Source organism: Bacteroides stercorirosoris, from assembly GCF_900142015.1.
Taxonomy (GTDB): domain Bacteria; phylum Bacteroidota; class Bacteroidia; order Bacteroidales; family Bacteroidaceae; genus Bacteroides; species Bacteroides stercorirosoris.
The window spans coordinates 57866-77631 of the sequence record NZ_FQZN01000027.1; the positions used below are offsets into that span (position 1 = coordinate 57866).

At 44.2% G+C, this 19766-nt stretch carries 14 protein-coding genes; 9 read left to right on the forward strand and 5 right to left on the reverse strand.

Annotated features, from left to right (window positions below; genetic code table 11):
* Positions 1-61 precede the first annotated feature (61 nt).
* Entirely contained in the window at positions 62-724 is a 663-nt protein-coding gene (locus BUC01_RS18515) for a uracil-DNA glycosylase (protein WP_073314478.1), read from the forward strand.
* A 56-nt stretch (positions 725-780) separates the two neighbouring features.
* Here BUC01_RS18515 and BUC01_RS18520 read toward each other — a convergent pair whose 3' ends face one another.
* The 3 genes from BUC01_RS18520 to BUC01_RS18530 form a co-directional block, all read right to left on the reverse strand.
* The gene (locus BUC01_RS18520; RefSeq protein ID WP_025831732.1) at positions 781-3543 is read right to left on the reverse strand and encodes a putative LPS assembly protein LptD; all 2763 of its coding nucleotides are present in this window, start codon (positions 3541-3543) and stop codon (positions 781-783) included.
* 79 nt (positions 3544-3622) lie between these two features.
* Entirely contained in the window at positions 3623-4159 is a 537-nt protein-coding gene (locus tag BUC01_RS18525; protein ID WP_025831730.1) for an HD domain-containing protein, read from the reverse strand.
* Complete coding sequence (locus BUC01_RS18530; protein ID WP_025831728.1) at positions 4160-5872, reverse strand: ArnT family glycosyltransferase; 1713 nt, start codon at positions 5870-5872, stop codon at positions 4160-4162. It lies immediately after the preceding gene.
* Positions 5873-5978: 106 nt separating this feature from the next.
* Between BUC01_RS18530 and BUC01_RS18535 the strand changes: the two genes are divergently transcribed.
* Positions 5979-6359 (forward strand): GtrA family protein, encoded by a 381-nt coding sequence (locus BUC01_RS18535; protein ID WP_073314479.1) that lies wholly within the window; start codon positions 5979-5981, stop codon positions 6357-6359.
* 73 nt (positions 6360-6432) lie between these two features.
* The gene (locus tag BUC01_RS18540; RefSeq protein WP_073314481.1) at positions 6433-7380 is read left to right on the forward strand and encodes a glycosyltransferase family 2 protein; all 948 of its coding nucleotides are present in this window, start codon (positions 6433-6435) and stop codon (positions 7378-7380) included.
* 6 nt (positions 7381-7386) lie between these two features.
* On the opposite strand, the gene BUC01_RS18545 is transcribed toward BUC01_RS18540, so the two are convergent.
* Positions 7387-8352, reverse strand: coding sequence for a transporter (locus tag BUC01_RS18545; protein WP_073314483.1), 966 nt, complete (start codon positions 8350-8352; stop codon positions 7387-7389).
* Between the two features lie 141 nt (positions 8353-8493).
* Between BUC01_RS18545 and BUC01_RS18550 the strand changes: the two genes are divergently transcribed.
* From BUC01_RS18550 to dnaA, 3 genes are all read left to right on the forward strand, one after another.
* Positions 8494-9762: an N-acetylmuramoyl-L-alanine amidase gene (locus tag BUC01_RS18550; protein WP_025831726.1), complete on the forward strand. Its 1269-nt coding sequence runs from the start codon at positions 8494-8496 to the stop codon at positions 9760-9762.
* Between the two features lie 19 nt (positions 9763-9781).
* Positions 9782-10675: an MlaD family protein gene (locus tag BUC01_RS18555; RefSeq protein WP_025831724.1), complete on the forward strand. Its 894-nt coding sequence runs from the start codon at positions 9782-9784 to the stop codon at positions 10673-10675.
* Between the two features lie 351 nt (positions 10676-11026).
* The gene (gene dnaA / locus BUC01_RS18560) at positions 11027-12415 is read left to right on the forward strand and encodes a chromosomal replication initiator protein DnaA (RefSeq protein ID WP_025831722.1); all 1389 of its coding nucleotides are present in this window, start codon (positions 11027-11029) and stop codon (positions 12413-12415) included.
* Here the strand turns inward: dnaA and BUC01_RS18565 are convergent.
* Positions 12412-13146, reverse strand: a complete 735-nt coding sequence (locus tag BUC01_RS18565) for an NADPH-dependent oxidoreductase (RefSeq protein ID WP_025831720.1) — start codon at positions 13144-13146, stop codon at positions 12412-12414. The two genes, dnaA and BUC01_RS18565, sit on opposite strands and share 4 nt — an antisense overlap.
* Before the next feature lie 339 nt (positions 13147-13485).
* Here BUC01_RS18565 and BUC01_RS18570 point away from each other — a divergent pair, with 339 nt between their 5' ends.
* The 3 genes from BUC01_RS18570 to folB all read left to right on the forward strand — a co-directional run bounded on the left by BUC01_RS18570 (position 13486) and on the right by folB (position 19388).
* On the forward strand, positions 13486-16023 hold the full coding sequence (locus BUC01_RS18570) for an adenosylcobalamin-dependent ribonucleoside-diphosphate reductase (RefSeq protein WP_025831717.1): 2538 nt from the start codon (positions 13486-13488) through the stop codon (positions 16021-16023).
* A 134-nt stretch (positions 16024-16157) separates the two neighbouring features.
* The gene (locus BUC01_RS18575) at positions 16158-18857 is read left to right on the forward strand and encodes a 4-alpha-glucanotransferase (protein WP_025831715.1); all 2700 of its coding nucleotides are present in this window, start codon (positions 16158-16160) and stop codon (positions 18855-18857) included.
* Positions 18858-19025: 168 nt separating this feature from the next.
* Complete coding sequence (folB, locus tag BUC01_RS18580) at positions 19026-19388, forward strand: dihydroneopterin aldolase (RefSeq protein ID WP_025831713.1); 363 nt, start codon at positions 19026-19028, stop codon at positions 19386-19388.
* Positions 19389-19766 lie beyond the last annotated feature (378 nt).

Consider the following 19766-nt stretch of genomic DNA (forward strand, 5'->3'; position numbering starts at 1 on the left):
ATATTACAAGAACCGGATTAAAATTGTATCTTAGCATCCGAAACTTTTAACACACAAAATTATGAATGTTCAGATAGAAGAAAGCTGGAAAGCACGTTTGGAACCGGAATTTGAAAAAGACTATTTCCGCACGCTAACGAATTTTGTACGGGAAGAATACACCCACTATCCGATTTATCCTCCGGGAAAATTGATATTCAATGCTTTTAATCTTTGCCCGTTCGACAAAGTAAAAGTTGTTATTATCGGACAGGATCCTTATCATGGTCCCGGCCAGGCTCATGGATTATGCTTTTCCGTCAATGACGGAGTTCGCTTTCCTCCTTCACTGATTAATATATTCAAGGAAATAAAGGATGATATCGGTACTGATGCGCCCACTACAGGCAATCTGACACGTTGGGCGGAACAAGGCGTCCTACTCTTGAACGCTACCCTGACCGTTCGTGCACACCAGGCAGGTTCTCATCAGAACAAAGGTTGGGAAACGTTCACCGATGCAGCCATCCGCGCCCTTGCAGAGCAACGTGAACACCTTGTGTTCATTCTCTGGGGATCATATGCGCAGCGCAAAGGTGCTTTCATAGACCGTAACAAACATTTGGTACTGTCTTCCGCACATCCTTCTCCCCTATCCGCCTACAATGGCTTCTTTGGGAATAAACATTTCAGTAGAACGAATGATTATCTGAGAGAACACGGAGAGCAGGAAATCATCTGGTAAAAAGAATAAAGGTATCAAAAGCATCGCCTGCATAAATGCAGGCGAATATTTCTTTTTTAGTACCATTTAATGTTGGTCTGCGTCTGACTCTTCTTATCATATTTCAAGTCTTGCAGAATGCTGGCATTAGCACGAATCACAAAACTGTAATACTTCCATGTGCCGAAAGGAGAAAGGCTGGCAGACATGCTGAAACAGTGCAAGTCACGCGTGATATTAAAGGTAGTCTGCACAATCTGCTTAGCGTTAAAGTCGTAACCAGAATTAAAGCTGACAGCCCACTTATTGGAAATCTTAACATTACCATTAACATTAAGGGCATTCAGACTAAACTTATACGGATAGCGCATACTATTTCTATTGATCGGTTTCGATGTATCTTCCGTTATATTAAAACCTGTACTCACATTGATGGACCAAGGCATTTTAAACACCTGATAACCATCATCATCTACAGCAGCTTTTTCCTTCTTCCGCTTGGTCGGCGTGTTTCCCGTTCCCGTGTCATCAGTTTCATCTCCTTCACTTTCCGCATCATTCTGGCTGCTACCCTTGTCATCCTTATCTTCCTTTTCTCCGGTAAAGAATGCTTTCCATTTCTTCCACGTATCGTTATTGAACGTATAGCTAAAGGAGTTTCCATATCCCTGGAAACGTCCGAAACGTCCATAGGACCACTCAGTTCGATTACTTGGAACTACATTACCATTCTTATCAAAGGCATAAGCATATGTAGCGAAAACAGAACTCATACTGAAAGTATAGCTCTTGCTCAATTTCAAACGCAGATTTAGGGTCAGGTTACTCCACGGGCGCACTTGAGCGGCTGTGTTGTAAGAAATACTGGCACCCAATTCATCTATCAGACTGACTTTACGGATAGAGTCATTCTTATCCTTATACTTCATTTCCAGGTTATTGGAAATTTGGAACGAAATATTTCCTGATCTGCCTCGACCCGGCACGCCAAACATCTGGTCAGCGTATGGAGAATAAACAATAGTGTCCTGCGTTCCGTCAGCATTGGGCTTGAAATAAGTATCGTAGTAGCCGAAACGGGAAGAGCCAAAGTCAGGTGCCGCACTGATACTTACAGAAGGAGTTATGACGTGACGTATTTGTATCTCTTTCTTCTTCATGAACAACGGCTTATACATACCGTAAATTTTAGTGTTGACACCCAAACTTGCACTATAATTATATACCCGATGGAAACCATAAACCGTATCGGTATTCACCACCTGTCCACTGGTTCCTGAATTCGGATCCCAATCTTTCATAATTTTACGGGTATACCAACGCTCGGTATAGCTGACAGAAGGTGTCACATTAAAGTATTTAAATAAGGTGAACGTAGCACTGACAGGTATCTCATGCTTCATCCCGTTCTTCCAATCCTTCACAAGGTTAGATTTGAACAAAAGATTATCTTTCGTTGTAATGCTGTTGGAAAGACGTCCGCTATAACGCACGGAAATCTTCTCATACCATTTTTCATCGCCTGCCGCCTTTTTCCGCTTGAAAGGGAAGATAGTGCTCAGCGTAATATTCAAGTCCGGTAAGGTTACGGCGATAGAAGAGTCTTTCATACTCTGGGCAATGTTACCCGTGGCTGCGATAGAGAGCTTCTGATCGGGGAAGTTGCGGGAGTAGCTGACACTGGATGTTTTAGTGTTCTGCGTCATCGCCTGCGAGTTGTACATATTACCGATATTGGTACGTTCATAGCTACTGGAAGAAAAGTTCACACTGGCTGAGAATGATGAATTGGGATTAGCTTTTGGATCCTGTCGGTGCGACCATACCACCTTAAAGTCTTTTGCTACCGCATAGTCTTCCAAACCTTTATCACCGGTTTTAGTAACTTGATAGCTAGCCTGAAACAAACCGGAGAATTTATACCGGACATTATAATTCGTTTCAGCATTCAGCGCCCAGGAACCTTTTGTGAAAATATCTCCCCGCAGTTTCAGGTCCATCTTGTCACTGATAGCAAAATAATAACCACCATCCGTCAGACCAAATCCACGAGTAGAGTCATCCATATAACTCGGCATAATGAAACCCGATGAATAACTACTGGAGAAAGGAAAGAAGAAAAACGGAACGGCAAGAGGTAGCGGTACATCTTCAATAACCAGGTATGCAGGCCCCGTCACAACATTCTTCTTGGGACGCACTTTGGCATAGGTCATCTGCATATAAAAGTGAGGGTGATCATGGTTATCGCAAGTGGTATAACGCCCACTCCTCATATACAGTTCATCATTCATACCTTTCTTAGCGTTATTACCCGTAACGTATCCTTCACCCTGCTGGCTGACAACATTACTGATAAGCCCTTTCTTACTCTTGAAATTATATCGTATGGTATTGGTTTCATAAGGTGTATCGCCATCTTTGAAAACCGGTTTTCCCGTCACTGTGCCCAGTGTATCTTCCACACCATAGGCGTAAACCGTGCTACTATCCATATTCATGGTAATCACGGCGGCCGCCAACTCTATTTTCTGGTAATTCACCTTTCCGTCACCATATAGGTTAGCCACTCCATCTTGAGTGAACACAATGGAGTCGGTGGCTTCATAAATCACCGGAGCATCCAGCGGTTGCTTCTTTTTGGCAGGCTGTAACTGTACTGTGTCATTTTTCAGGGTATCCCCTCTTTGCACACCTTCAATATTAAAGGTGTCCGTCCGTTCGGTGCCGGGGGGGACAACTCTTCCACGCCGACGTTGCGAAAAGGCCTCGCCGGATAGCAGAAGTAAGACAAGTAGTAGTATGAATGATATGAATGTATTTGCTTTCAATGGCGTAATCAACTAATAGTTTCCGCTTGAAGGGGCAAAAGTACGTAAATTATACGGATAATCTCCCATTTTAAAGAAATTTAGAATGCTACAAGAACTGTTCGCACCAGCAATCAAAACGTTCCAAACCTGCATTGCCGAAATAGGAAAGACTTTTCCGTGCTTTCTCTACGGATTTTTCCCGTTCCAGATGGGTTTTAGAATAGAACTTATCAGCAAAGCAAATGACTTGTTCTTCCAGACTTACCGGAAGCATATCCCGGTGAGGTACAGGCAGGTTCTGCGCAATGATATCGTCCAGTGAAAGCCCAGCACCCGTATGCCTTTCACATACCAACGCATGGCGTGGATAACCTTCCCGACGCATCAAATCGGCTCCAAGATAACCGTGACAAATATAAGGCTGATCGCCAAAACAGAAGATTCCCGGAGCATCGGTCAGAAAAATACCGATATCATGCAGCATGCCTGCTTCATATAAAAAGTCTTTATCCAGTTGAAGTTCCGGATGGCGATCGGCAATCCACAATGCTTTTTCAGCCACCAGACGGCTATGCACGGATAAGATGTGTTTCCGTTCATTATCTTCCGGATAATATTTATCAATGATCGTAACGGGTGACATTTATTTCTTTTTAAACTTATACATATAAATCCTAGCACGCAAATCGCAGCTACGTTTCTCTGTCAGGAAAACCTCTTCAAACTCGTATGTATCACTGAATTCTTCCAATAACTGCTTGTTCATATTCTCGGATGAAACGACAAATCCTTCGGATGGTAATTCTTTTTCAAAGTGCCGCATCTGATCATCCATATAATAGTTCGCACCATAGAAGCTCATGTAATCATATGAATAGACCGTGCCCTGAGGGACAACTTTCCTGATCTGAGCAACCAGATTCTTATCCGACTTGACCGCCAATACCGTAGGCTGATACACACTATCCAAAGAAACAAAAATGCAAAGGATGCATCCGGCAATACTATATAATAAGGAATAAGCACCGGTACGTTTTACCACTCCCATCCATGTGCAGACCGCTGCAATCAGCGGAAGCACTACCAGACACCACTTAGGAATAGAAAGAGACACTTCTTCCAGAGCATGCATGAAAGCAACGTTCTCGGCTGCATGCCGGCCTGTCCCAAAAACACTGTCCGGTATCAATCCCAACCGTACAGAAATAAAAACAGCCGTAAGCAACAGGGCCAAAGAAGCAAAAATGATAGCCGAAACTTTAAATACTTTTGCCCCACGCTGAACCAACGCCAACAAATATTCGGCCATCAACACCGCCATGAACGGATAAATGGGAAGCAAATAAACACTGCGCTTGCTCTTCGGTATACAATAAAAAATAAAAATAAGCAGGATAGCCAGCCATGTGAACAGTTGCAAAGGAGACTGATTACAGAACTTTGTCCAAACATTCTTCAAACGCTGACCAAAAGAATTTCCTTCAGGTAACCAACGCATATTTTTCCACTTCAGGCAGAATAGTGAGAGCAACATAACCAACGTCCAGGGAATCCATCCCCAAATCAAGGTGAGGAAGTTATACCAAAGCGGATTCTCATGAGATGCATAGGACATCTTACGGAAGAAGCGGCCTGTGTTTTCCTCAAGCATCAAATCGGAAAACTCGGTTCCACCCTGTCGGTATGCCGCCCAGAACCAGATTGCCAACGGAACCAGTGAAAGCAATCCGATGCCTGCCAGCGAAGAGAATGTTTTCCAGAAAGAACGGCCACGCATCAACTGATAAACTCCGATCACCATACAAGGGAAAATAGAACCCACCGGGCCTTTCGTCAAAGAGCCGCAAGCCATCAGCAGAATAGCCAGCCACGGCACAGTATGACATTTTTTCTCATCCCAGCGGTACAACAGCAGCAGCGAAATCACAATCAGGGACACCTGCACCATATCCAGCCGACAGGCCACCGCCGCACGATGCACTTCAAAAGAAGTCAAAAGCAGGATGGAAGCCAGAAAAGCAGTCTTTACATCTTTCCGCTTAGCAAAAAAGTCAAAAAAGACCCAAAGCATGGCAAGGAAGAAAACGGCCGACGGCAAACGTGAAGAAAACTCCGTAACCCCTCCCAGTATAGCAGAAAAGAAAGCGATACACCAATAAAGAAATGGTGGCTTGTAAGCCATATCCGTCCCGTAATTCAGCGGAAGTATCCAATTTCCGCTTTCGAGCATTGTATATGCCACGATTGCTTCACGAGGCTCTCCTTTCGAATAAAAAATAGTTTCTCCCAAAAAGGGGATTATTACAAGTGCGCCCAGTATCATCAGAAACCAAACCGCTTTTTTTCTTTCCGACATATTCTTCTGTTATATTCTACAATGTTTTCTCTATACTATGTTTTCTGCCCGCAAAAGTACAATTATTCTGTAACAATGCCTAACTTTACCTCCTCAAATTAATAAGATGAAAAAGCTGAAACAACTACCGGAATTTGTGCGCTTCGCAATAGTAGGCATTATAGCCACAGCAATACACTATGGAGTGTATTATATACTTCAATGGTTCATTTACGTAAACATAGCTTATACCATCGGTTACATCGTCAGTTTCATCGCCAATTTTTACCTCAGCGCCTACTTCACTTTCGGCCGTAAGCCTTCATGGGGAAAAGCCTTGGGATTCGGCGGTGCACACCTGTTCAACTATCTGCTTCACATAGGACTCCTGAACTTTTTCCTGTGGCTGGGGCTTTCCAGACCCTTGGCACCTATCCCGGTATTCTCCATTGCCATCCCGGTCAACTTTTTACTGGTCAGATTCGTTTTTAAAGGTAAGAGAATATGATTTTATGCAAATTATGTTCTAAACTTCGCTAAAATTGATATATTTGTGAAGTTTTTCCAGATTCACACGCGAAATGAAAAAAGTAACTCTCTTAATCCCGGTTCATAACGAAGAAGCCACGCTCTCCATGTTATATGGACGTCTTTTGGATTTGACCAACCGCCATAGCAACTATGAGTGGGAAATCTTGTTCATTAATGATGGAAGCAGTGACCATACCCTCGACCTCATACGACAATTACGACAAACTGATAAACGAGTAAATTACGTAAATCTATCCCGCAACTTCGGTAAGGAGATCGCCATGCTGGCAGGTTTCGACTACACCACCGGAGATTGTTGCGTAATTATGGATGCCGACCTTCAAGATCCGCCCGAACTGGTAGATAAGATGTTACAATATTGGGAAGAAGGGTACGATGATATCTACGCCAAACGTCGCAACCGCGGAGATGAAAGTTGGTTGCGCCGCCGCCTCTCCCTCGCTTTTTATGGTATTCTGCAAAAAATGAGTCGAATAGACATCTTGCCGAATGTAGGAGATTTCCGTCTGCTCGACCGCCGTTGCGTAATCGCCCTCCGCCACATGCGCGAACACGAACGATACACCAAAGGTTTATTTTGCTGGATAGGCTATAATAAAAAAGGTATTGAATTTGACCGAGGTGACCGTCTCGCGGGACAATCTTCCTGGGGGTTCTTCAAATTACTGAATCTTGCCATTGAAGGCATCACTTCCTCCACAACCTCTCCGCTTCGGATTGCCACCATTTGCGGAATGTTGTTTGCCACAACCAGTTTTTTCTATGCTCTTTATTTTCTAGTAAAAACGATTCTTTACGGTGATCAAACGGCAGGTTTCCCTACCCTGATAGTAGTAATTCTGTTTTTGGGTGGTGTCCAGTTATTCTCACTCGGCATTATAGGCGAATATGTGGGACGCATCTTCAAAGAAACCAAAGGACGCCCTGCATACCTTGCATCCGATTATAACGAAAATAAACTGGGATACGAGGAATAGGACTTTCTACTTGGCATCTTGTTCCTCTTTTTTTCTCTTCTTCCATAGTTGCCAGCTATTTATCAGATTCTGCCACAGAACATAAGATCCCGGCCCTACCGAAGAAAGCGGATTAAGATAAGTATATGCCATCCAGATGGCAAGAACCGTATTCTTCTGCCCCAATGCCTGCCCGCCGCTAATGCGGTCATTATAACGCCCACCAATATTCTTACCTAGGAAAAATTGCAAGCAACAGGCTATTAACCCAGCAAGAGCTATCAAAATCTCAACCGAAACAGGTGCATCGCTAATCACCAGCGAGCGGACCGTCTGCCCGGATACGATAGCAAGCGCCACTCCCCACAAATAAAAAGCGAGATCATGAAAACCTAACAGAAAATGATGCACACGCGGCATAAATGCCTTCAGAAACCATGCCAGGAAGAAAGGAAAAAGCAATAACGGAAAAACTTTACTCAGAATTTTCAGAAAAGCGACAAAAAAACTCATATCCGCATGAGGCTCCACCAATGGGAAAACTAACGGAACCGCCACTGCCGCCAGCAGGTTAGACAGCAAAGTATAAGTAGTCAAAGTAGACGCACTGCCCCCCAACTTACCGGTAATGACGGCAGCAGCCGTAGCAGTAGGACAAATCACACACACCATCGCCCCTTCAAACACTTCCCGGTAGATTTCATCCATAGGACAGCACACCAGCAGAGTCGCAATAGCCAGACAAGACACCGTCTGAAACAAAAGCAACCAACCATGCCACGCTTTAGGTTTCAGTTCATTCAGATTTTCCACTTTACAGAAAGTGAGCAACAGTTGGGCAAATATCAGCAGAGGGGTAATATACGCAATCAAATCATTGATATATGGTTTGGTAGGCGCCAAAAAAGGGACATTCGCAAGGATGAAGTATCCCAAAGTACCTGAAAGCATCGCCAATGGCAATGTCCAGTTCTTAAGAAAACGAACTAACATACCTATTTTCTATTTAATTTGCAGGCGCAAAGTTAGTCTGTTTTAAAGAAAACTATCATAAATCAGAGAGAAAAGTAACAAAACTTCATGCAAAGCATCAGTTTTCTCTAAAATTCCACTACATTTGCATCGGCTTTTGGTATGAAACTATATAAACGACACATATTATATATCTGTATTTACTTCGGGCTGTTCTTCTCTCCTTTTTGCATCACCAGCGTCGAAGCAAAGGACTTCGTTGTCGTAATTGACGCCGGACACGGAGGACATGACCCTGGTGCTTTAGGCAAAATATCCAAAGAAAAGACTATCAATCTGAACGTCGCACTCAAACTGGGAAAGCAAATAAAGAGAAATTGTCCGGACGTTAAAGTGGTATATACCCGCGAACGGGATGTTTTCATCCCCCTTGACAGACGTGCGGAGATTGCCAACAACGCCAAAGCAGACTTGTTCATTTCCATTCATACCAATTCCGTTGCAAACAACAGGACAGCTAAAGGCGCCTCTACGTGGACACTCGGTTTAGCCAAATCGGACGCGAATTTAGAAGTAGCCAAACGGGAGAACTCCGTCATCTTATACGAGAGCGATTACAAGACACGATATGCGGGATTCAACCCTAATTCGGCAGAGTCTTACATTATCTTTGAGTTCATGCAGGATAAATATATGTCCCAAAGTGTGCATCTGGCTTCATTGGTACAAAAAGAATTCCGCCATACCTGCAAACGTGCAGACCGTGGCGTGCACCAGGCCGGCTTTCTGGTATTAAAAGCCAGTGCCATGCCCAGCATTCTGGTAGAACTTGGCTTCATATCCCACCCGGAGGAGGAGCGTTATCTCAACTCGGAAGCAGGCAGCACTACGCTTGCCAATGGAATTTTCCGTGCTTTTCTGTCCTATAAGCGTGAACATGAAATACGGATGACCGGAAGCAGCCGGACGATATTACCGGAAGAAACGGATGCCGGACGGGCAGAGGAAACGAACACAGCCCAAGAAGAAGCAGATACTACCCGGGAAAAGGTGAATCTCCCCCGCGAGACCGCCCAAAAGCCGGCAGCATCAGCAACCAACAATACAAGAACAAAACAAAATACAGGAAAAGTGTCCGGCGGGCAAACCGATAATGGCAGTCCTGTGTTTAAAATACAGATACTTACTTCTTCCCGTCCGCTTGCTTCTAATGACAAAAGACTGAAGGGGTTGAAAGACGTAGAGTATTATCAAGAAGGCGGACTTTATAAATATACATATGGTTCGTCAACAGACTATAATAAAGTAATACGTACTAAACGTGAAATAGCGCCGAAATTCAAAGACGCTTTTATCATCGCTTTCAAAAACGGAAAGAAGACAAACGTTAGTGCGGCTATTGAGGAATTCAAAAAGAAAAGAAACAAATAAATAAGACTATAACATCATGATGAAGTATCTTACCAAAGAAGTTAGAATAGGACTTGCGGGCATTGTTGCTCTCTGCATATTGGTATATGGCATCAATTACCTAAAAGGCATCCACATGTTCAAGCCTACTAACTATTTCTACGTAAAGTTCCATAACATCAATGGACTGACAAAATCAAGTCCGGTTTTTGCCGATGGTTTCCGTGTAGGTATTGTTCGTGATCTCTATTATGACTATACCGAACCCGGAAAGGTAATTGCGGAAATTGACGTGGACCCGGAACTGCGCATACCGAAAGGCAGTACTGCCGAACTGGCCTCCGAACTGATGGGAGGAGTGAAAATGAATTTATTACTGGCCAATAATCCGCGTGAGAAATACCTGACGGGAGACACATTGCAAGGTAACGTCAATAACGGTGTAATGGACCAGGTGGCAACAATTATGCCGCAAGTAGAAAAGATGCTGCCCAAACTGGATTCCATTCTCGCTTCCCTGAATACCATACTCGGAGATCCGGCAATTCCCGGAACACTGCATAGCGTACAAAACACGATGGCAAACATGGAAGTTACCAGTCGACAGTTGCAAACTATCATGAGTAAAGATATTCCGCAGCTTACCCAAAAATTGAATACGATTGGAGATAACTTTGTCGTTATCAGCGATAACCTGAAGGAAATAGACTATGCTGCCGCATTTGCCAGCATAGATTCTACATTAGCTAATGTAAAAATGATTACAGACCAATTAGGTCAGAAAGATAACACAATCGGTCTGTTACTGAATGACCCGTCCCTTTACAACAATCTGAATGCAACAACAGCCAATGCTGCCAGCCTTCTTGAAGATTTGAAATCACATCCTAAAAGATATGTTCATTTCTCCTTGTTCGGCAAAAAAGATAAGTAGGAAGAAAACACTTAAATAGAATAAGTCTAAATAAAAGGTATTAATTGAATTGAAAGGGAAATCCTTGATAAGTCCGTGTAGAAACTAAAGTACTCCTTCTATTCTACAAGATTCTACAAGTTTTGAACTTTTGTTTTCAATACCTTATTCAACTACTATTCAGGGACTTATAAAAATGCAATAGCTCCTTTTAGGAGCTATTCATATGTAATGTGATAAGTGATTGAAAGTAAAGAGATTATTGTTTTTAATAGAAAAGCAAGAAAAAACGCATTTGTTTTTTTGAAATAAGATTGCCAATTTTGCAGACGTAGAAGTTTTGCTTAATTAATAAATGTATTTAAAGCCGTTATGAGTGAATTAAATCATGTCGGGCTATGGAACCGCTGTCTCGAAATCATCAGAGACAATGTTCCTGAGCAGACATACAAAACATGGTTTCTCCCCATCATACCTTTGAAATATGAGGACAAGACGCTGGTCGTACAAGTACCCAGCCAGTTCTTCTATGAGTTTTTGGAGGACAAGTTCGTTGATTTGTTACGCAAAACTCTATACAAAGTGATTGGTGATGGCACCAAGTTATTGTATAATGTTATGGTGGATAAAAGTTCACGCACTACCGTTGATCTCGAATCCACTCCCCGCACTATTATTCCACAAAAAAGGGTAATCGGCAAAGAAATACCGCAGGCTCCTATCGTAGATTTAGATCCACATCTGAATCCGGAATACAACTTCGAAACATTTATTGAAGGCTATAGCAACAAACTTTCTCGCAGCGTAGCGGAAGCCGTCGCGCAAAACCCTGCCAAAACGATTTTTAATCCTCTGTTTTTTTACGGAGCATCAGGTGTAGGTAAAACCCACCTCGCAAATGCTATCGGTACAAAGATCAAAGAACTCTACCCGGACAAGAGAGTATTATATGTATCGGCGCATTTATTCCAAGTACAATATACTGACTCTGTACGTAACAATACTACCAACGATTTCATAAACTTCTACCAATCAATTGATGTATTGATTATTGATGATATCCAGGAATTTGCTGGTGTTACCAAAACACAGAACACTTTCTTCCATATCTTTAATCATTTACACCAGAACAGAAAACAGCTTATTCTGACTTCTGACCGTGCTCCCGTATTACTGCAAGGTATGGAAGAACGACTGATCACCCGTTTCAAATGGGGTATGGTTGCCGAACTGGAAAGACCTACCGTGGAATTGCGCAAAAACATTCTGCGCAATAAAATACATCGCGATGGTTTACAATTTCCGGCAGAAGTGATAGATTACATTGCTGAAAACGTTGGCGACAGTGTGCGCGACCTGGAAGGCATCATTATCTCTATCATGGCGCACTCAACTATATACAATAAGGAAATCGACCTGGAACTGGCGCAACGCATCGTACGGAAAGTAACCAAAAGTGAAAGCAAAGCAGTAACCGTTGATGATATCATCAATGTGGTATGCAAACATTTCTCTTTGGATACCGCTACAATTCATACTAAATCACGAAAACGTGAGGTAGTACAGGCACGCCAGATAGCCATGTTCCTCGCTAAATCCTACACCGATTTTTCTACGGCCAAGATAGGCACGCTAATTGGCAACAAGGATCATGCAACCGTGCTACATGCCTGCAAAACTATTAAAGAATTACGGGAAGTGGATAAAGCTTTTCGCGCTGAAATAGATGACATACAAGCATCATTAAAAAAGCAGGGTTAAAAGCCCTGCTTTTTCATTACTTTCCAAAGATTCTCCGACATCACTTCGTTATCCTCTTTCTTATATCGCACATCCGTAAAGACCTGAGCCAATGTTTCTTTATTATTTTCAAGAATGAACTGCTTATTTTCAGGCAAAGATTCTTTATAAGCATACAAGCGGTCTATGTCTTCCGGTGTATAATCATGATAAGTTTCTTCATGCACGATAGCTTCCAACGGCAAACGATCCACCTGGGCAGGCTCTTCATCAGGCCAACCCACTGTTACAGTAGTAATGGGAAACACCAATTCTGGTAATTCCAAGGCCTCAATTATCATTTGCGGATTATAAGTAGTAGTGCCCAGATAGCAAATACCTAATCCTTTTTCTTCAGCCGCCACACAGAAAGTTTGCGCCACCAACAAAGCATCTACCGACCCGGTTACAAACCATTCAAAATTATTATATCCGGGAACAGCCTTTCTCTCTTCACACCACTTACTGAAACGACGGAGGTCTATACAAAATGTTAAAACCACAGGTGCGGCCTGCACCATCGGCTGATTGAAATGAGCCGGTGCCAGTTTGGCTTTTCGTTCAACATCACGCGTTACAATTACACTATATACCTGCATATTCCCTACCGTAGAAGCACGGAAGGCAGAATCGAGCAAATCATTTAACAAATCAGAAGAAATATCTTTCTGCTGATATTTGCGGATTGTTCTTCTTTGTTTTAGGGTTTCCATTCTTTCATTTTTTTGCAAATATAGGAAAAGAATAGCAGACTGCCACCAAATAATAAATTTAAAGTTCACCCAAGTTTTCTAAAAACAATTATTCAATTTAACTTAATCGAAATCACAGTTTTCTTTTTGGAAAACTTTTTGTTTACACAAAAATACTAATAAACTATTAATCAACTAATTAAATTCAAGAAACGGAAAACTCACAGCCTGTTCATAAATTATTCTCTTTTTATTTTGATATAACAAAAAACATGCTTAGCTTTGCAATCACATTTGTTAATGATAGGTATTACTTCTACACTCTTACTTATTAAAAATAAATCTAAGGAAAAAAGCATCGTGGAAAAACAGACTTATTCTTACGACGAAGCCTATGAAGAATCTTTACGATATTTTCAAGGCGACGAATTGGCTGCGCGTGTTTGGGTAAACAAGTACGCAGTTAAAGATTCTTTCGGAAATATTTACGAGAAATCTCCGGAAGACATGCATTGGAGAATAGCCAATGAAGTAGCCCGTATCGAGGCTAAATACTCTAACCCATTAAGTGCAGAGGAACTGTTCGGGCTGCTCGACCACTTCAAGTACATCGTTCCGCAAGGAAGCCCGATGACCGGAATTGGCAACAACCATCAGGTAGCATCTTTATCCAATTGCTTCGTTATCGGAGTAGACGGTGAAGCCGATTCTTATGGTGCCATCTTCAAAATAGATGAAGAGCAAGTGCAACTGATGAAACGCCGTGGAGGTGTAGGGCATGACTTGTCGCACATCCGCCCGAAAGGTTCTCCGGTAAAGAATTCAGCTCTGACTTCTACTGGTCTGGTTCCTTTTATGGAACGTTATTCAAACTCTACCCGCGAAGTAGCCCAGGACGGACGCCGCGGCGCACTGATGTTGAGCGTATCTATCAAACATCCCGACTCGGAAGCATTCATCGATGCCAAGATGACGGAAGGCAAAGTTACAGGTGCCAATGTATCTGTGAAACTGGACGATGCTTTTATGACAGCCGCCATTACAGGCACTCCATATATCCAGCAATACCCTGTTTATTCAGCCGAACCGACTGTACAAAAAGAAATCAATGCAACCAATTTGTGGAAAAAGATCGTTCACAATGCATGGAAATCGGCAGAACCGGGTGTACTGTTCTGGGACACCATATTAAAGGAATCCGTACCCGATTGCTATGCAGACTTGGGATATCGCACCGTTTCCACCAATCCGTGCGGTGAAATTCCTTTGTGCCCATACGACTCCTGCCGTTTGCTTGCCATCAATCTCTACTCTTATGTAGTGAACCCCTTCAAGCCGGATGCTTATTTTGACTTCGACTTGTTCAAAAAGCATGTAGGCCTGGCGCAACGTATCATGGACGATATCATTGACCTCGAATTAGAGAAGATTGAGCGTATCATGGAAAAGATTGATACTGACCCAGAAAGCGAAGACGTAAGACATACAGAACGCACATTGTGGGACAAGATATATAAGAAGAGTGGTCAAGGACGCCGTACCGGTGTAGGTATCACCGCAGAAGGCGATATGCTTGCCGCACTCGGGTTGCGTTATGGCACGGAAGAAGCTACTGAGTTTTCTGAAAAAGTACATAAGACTGTTGCTCTGAATGCTTACCGTTCATCTGTAGAAATGGCAAAAGAGCGTGGAGCTTTCGAGATTTATGATACCGAACGTGAAAAGAACAACCCGTTCATCAACCGCCTGCGTGAAGCTGACCCGGAACTATATGAGGAAATGAAGAAGTATGGACGCCGTAACATAGCCTGCCTCACCATCGCTCCGACGGGTACTACCAGTCTGATGACGCAGACCACTTCCGGCATCGAGCCTGTATTCCTGCCTGTATACAAACGCCGCCGTAAAGTAAACCCGAACGACACGAATGTACACATTGACTTTGTGGACGACACGGGCGATGCTTTCGAAGAATATATCGTCTTCCATCCCAAGTTTGTAACATGGCTGGAAGCCAAAGGATACGATCCCGCCAAACGTTATACGCAAGAGGAAATTGACGCTTTGGTTGAGCAATCACCTTATTATAAAGCAACTTCAAACGATGTAGACTGGCTGATGAAAGTCAAGATGCAGGGACGCATCCAGAAATGGGTGGATCACTCCATCAGCGTCACCATCAACCTGCCAAACGATGTGGACGAAGACCTGGTGAACCGCTTGTACGTAGAAGCGTGGAAGTCCGGCTGTAAAGGCTGTACGGTTTACCGCGACGGTTCACGTTCCGGTGTGCTCATCTCCGCCAAGAGCGAGAAGAAGGAAGATTTACCTCCCTGCAAACCACCTACAGTAGTGGAAACCCGTCCGAGAGTACTTGATGCCGATATCGTGCGGTTCCAGAATAATAAAGAGAAATGGGTGGCATTCGTCGGCTTGCTCGACGGACATCCATATGAGATCTTCACCGGTCTTCAAGACGATGATGAAGGTATCATTTTGCCGAAGAACGTCACTACCGGACACATTATCAAGAATGTAGATAAGGACGGCAACAAGCGGTATGACTTCCAGTTCCAGAACAAACGCGGCTACAAAGTCACCATCGAAGGTCTGTCCGAGAAGTTCAACAAGGAATATTGGAACTACGCCAAACTGATTTCCGGCGTACTGCGTTACCGTATGCCTATCGAACAGGTAATCAAGCTGGTAGGATCTCTGCAACTGGATAGCGAAAGCATCAATACCTGGAAGAACGGTGTGGAACGCGCCTTGAAGAAATACATCACGGACGGCACAGAAGCCAAAGGCAAGAAATGTCCGAATTGCGGTAACGAAACACTTGTATATCAAGAAGGTTGCCTTATTTGTACCACTTGCGGCGCATCACGTTGCGGATGATATTTGACGTACAAACAGCAAGCACAAACGTTTGCATAGGAATTTAAAAAACTTAGATAGCGGTAGCTGCGTGATTATGCGGAATAATGTCTATACTTGCATAATCATTGCAGCTATTACTAAATCTAATATATATGATACTATCTTTTCATATCGAGTACCGCACCAGTTGGGGTGAAGAGGTCAGAGTCATAGGCTCTGTTCCTGAACTGGGTGATAATCAACCCGGAAAAGCCGTACCACTACAAACCGTAGATGGCATTCACTGGACTTTAGAAGCGGACATTCAAGCGCCCGAAAACGGCCTTGTTCAATACAGTTATCAAATCTATCGCGACGGCAAAATCATACGGACGGAGTGGGACAAACTTCCCCGAACGCTCTACGTATCAGGTGACAAAAAGAAAGTCTACCGCCTGCAAGACAGTTGGAAGAACTTGCCCGAACAGCAATACTTCTACACATCTGCCTTTACGGAATCTCTGTTGGCACATCCCGAACGCAGTGCCGCTCCAAAGAGCCACAAGAAAGGATTGCTGATAAAGGCGTATGCACCATGCATCGACAATGACCACTGTCTGGGGCTTTGCGGCAACCAGAAGATTTTAGGTGATTGGGATGCAGACAAAGCCGTTCTCATGAGCGACGCCAACTTCCCCGAATGGCAGATTGAAGTGGATGCCGGCAAAATCAGCTTCCCGCTGGAGTATAAATTCATTCTTTATAATAAGAAAGAGCACCGCGCCGTGGCATGGGAAAACAATCCCAACCGCTATATGGCCGATCCGCAGATAGGTGCCAACGAAACACTGGCAATCGGCGACCGTTACGCCTACTTCGCCCTGCCCGACTGGAAAGGTGCCGGAGTAGCAGTCCCCATCTTCTCGCTCCGCTCCGAAAAGAGCTTTGGCGTAGGTGACTTCGGCGACCTCAGGCAAATGATAGACTGGGCAGTACTTACCCGTCAGAAAGCCGTACAGATATTGCCCATCAACGACACCACCATGACGCACACGTGGACGGATTCTTATCCGTACAACAGCATTTCCATTTATGCTTTCCATCCCATGTATGCAGATCTGAAACAGATGGGAACGCTGAAGGACAAAGAGAAAATGGCCGAATTCAAAAAGCGTCAGAAAGAACTGAACGCTCTGTCTACCGTGGATTATGAAGCGGTAAACCGGACGAAATGGGAATACTTCCACCTGATATACAAACAGGAAGGTGAGAAAGTACTGGCATCCGAAGCTTTCCGCCAGTTCTTTGAAAACAACAAAGAATGGTTGCAGCCTTACGCTGCATTCAGCTATCTGCGCGACGCTTACAAGACGCCCAACTTCCGCGAATGGCCGAAATTCACCGAATATAAGGCAGAAGAAATAGAGAAGTTATGTCAACCAGATTCTGCCGACTATCCGCACATTGCCATCTACTTCTTCATCCAGTTCCACCTGCACCTGCAACTGCTGGCAGCAACGGAACATGCACGCGCCAACGGCGTAGTGCTGAAAGGTGATATTCCCATCGGCATCAGCCGCAACAGTGTAGAAGCATGGACGGAACCCTATTACTTCAACCTGAACGGCCAGGCGGGTGCACCGCCCGATGATTTCTCTGTAAACGGTCAGAACTGGGGTTTCCCCACCTACAACTGGGACGTAATGGAGAAGGACGGTTATTCGTGGTGGATGAAACGTTTCCGCAAAATGTCGGAATACTTCGACGCTTACCGCATTGACCACATTCTGGGCTTTTTCCGCATTTGGGAAATCCCGACGCACGCCGTACACGGACTGTTGGGACAATTCGTCCCCGCTCTGCCCATGACGCGCGAGGAAATAGAAAGCTACGGAATGACATTCCGCGAAGACTTCTTCGTGAAACCGTATATCCACGAGTACTTCCTCGGACAGATGTTTGGCCCGCATACTGACTATGTGAAACAGACATTCATAGAACCTACGGACACATGGGAGATTTACCGTATGCGTCCCGAATTCGACACCCAACGTAAAGTGGAAGCCTACTTTGCCGGAAAGACAGACGAGGACAGCATCTGGATACGCGACGGACTGTATGCACTCATCAGTGACGTGTTGTTTGTGTCCGACCGCGAAGACCCGCACAAGTTCCATCCGCGCATCGGCGTGCAGCACGATTACATCTATCGCGCGCTGAACGATTGGGAGAAGGCTGCTTTCAACCGCTTGTACGACCAGTACTACTATCATCGCCATAACGACTTCTGGCGCGACCAGGCTATGAAGAAGTTGCCGCAACTGACGCAATCCACCCGTATGCTGGTGTGTGGAGAAGACCTCGGCATGATACCCGATTGTGTGGCATGGGTAATGAACGACCTGCGTATCCTCAGTCTGGAGATACAGCGTATGCCTAAAGACCCGTCGCAGGAATTCGGACATCCGGACTGGTATCCGTACCGCTCGGTTTGCACCATTTCTACACACGATATGTCTACGCTTCGCGGCTGGTGGGAAGAAGATTTCCAACAGACCCAACGGTACTACAACGCTATTCTTGGACATTACGGAGCTGCACCGGCAGTTGCCACTCCGGAACTTTGCGAAGAAGTGGTACGCAACCACCTCTACAGTAACTCCATCCTTTGCATCCTCTCCCTACAGGACTGGTTGTCTATGGACGGCAAGTGGCGTAACCCGAATGTACAGGAAGAACGTATCAACGTGCCTGCCAATCCAAGACATTACTGGCGCTACCGTATGCACCTGACGCTGGAACAACTGATGAAAGCGGAAAGTCTGAACGAAAAGATCAAAGGATTGATAGAACAGACAGGACGGAAAGGATAATGCGCCTCTACAGGCGTCATCACAATACGTGTAAGGGCGAATAATCATTCGCCCTTTTTCTATTCCTGCCCGGCAAGAAGAGGAGTTGTTGTCACAAATACACCGGTTTTCTTTGTCCGGTGAGAGGGAATTCTTATTTTTGTCACTTATCGATTATTCTATTTGATTATGAACAGTTACATATTTCTTGATAACGTCCGTTTCTTCGCCTATCATGGTGTAGGTGAACAAGAACGTGAAGTGGGTAATGAATTTGTCATTAACCTGAAATTGAAAGTTGACATTGCCCGTGCGGCCGAGACGGATGACGTGACGCATACCGTGAGTTATGCCGATGTATACGAAAATGTGAAGGCAGAAATGGAGATTCCCTCCAAATTGCTGGAGCATGTTTGCGGACGTATCGTGAAACGGTTGTTCCGCACATTCCCCGCCGTGAAGAGCATCGAGCTGAAACTTGCCAAACGCAACCCACCGATGGGCGCGGATATGGATGCGGCAGGAGTAGAAGTACAATGCGAGAGAGCTTAACAAATTCTTTTTTTTGCAAAGTTGTCAGCACTCCAGCACTGACAACTCTCAACCCCTTTGTCGGTCGGGAGTTGAGGGCAGTGCTGACAAGGTGTTTGTAAGTGACGACAAACGATTTGTCAGCACACTGTATTGCCTTAAATTAAGCTGACTGAATATCAGATCTGATGTGACCAAGTGCTGTGCCAGTTTCCTCTAATGGGAACGAGAATGTCTAATGAACGTATCTAAAGCTAACGACTATACATACAAAAACAGAAGCTTTACTTTCTCTTTGGGATATATAGGGATATTCCTAAAATAATAAAATTTAAGGCAACTAATTCATTGCGAGTTAGTTGCCTTTTTTGTATCTTTAAGCATTCCCCCCAAAAAACG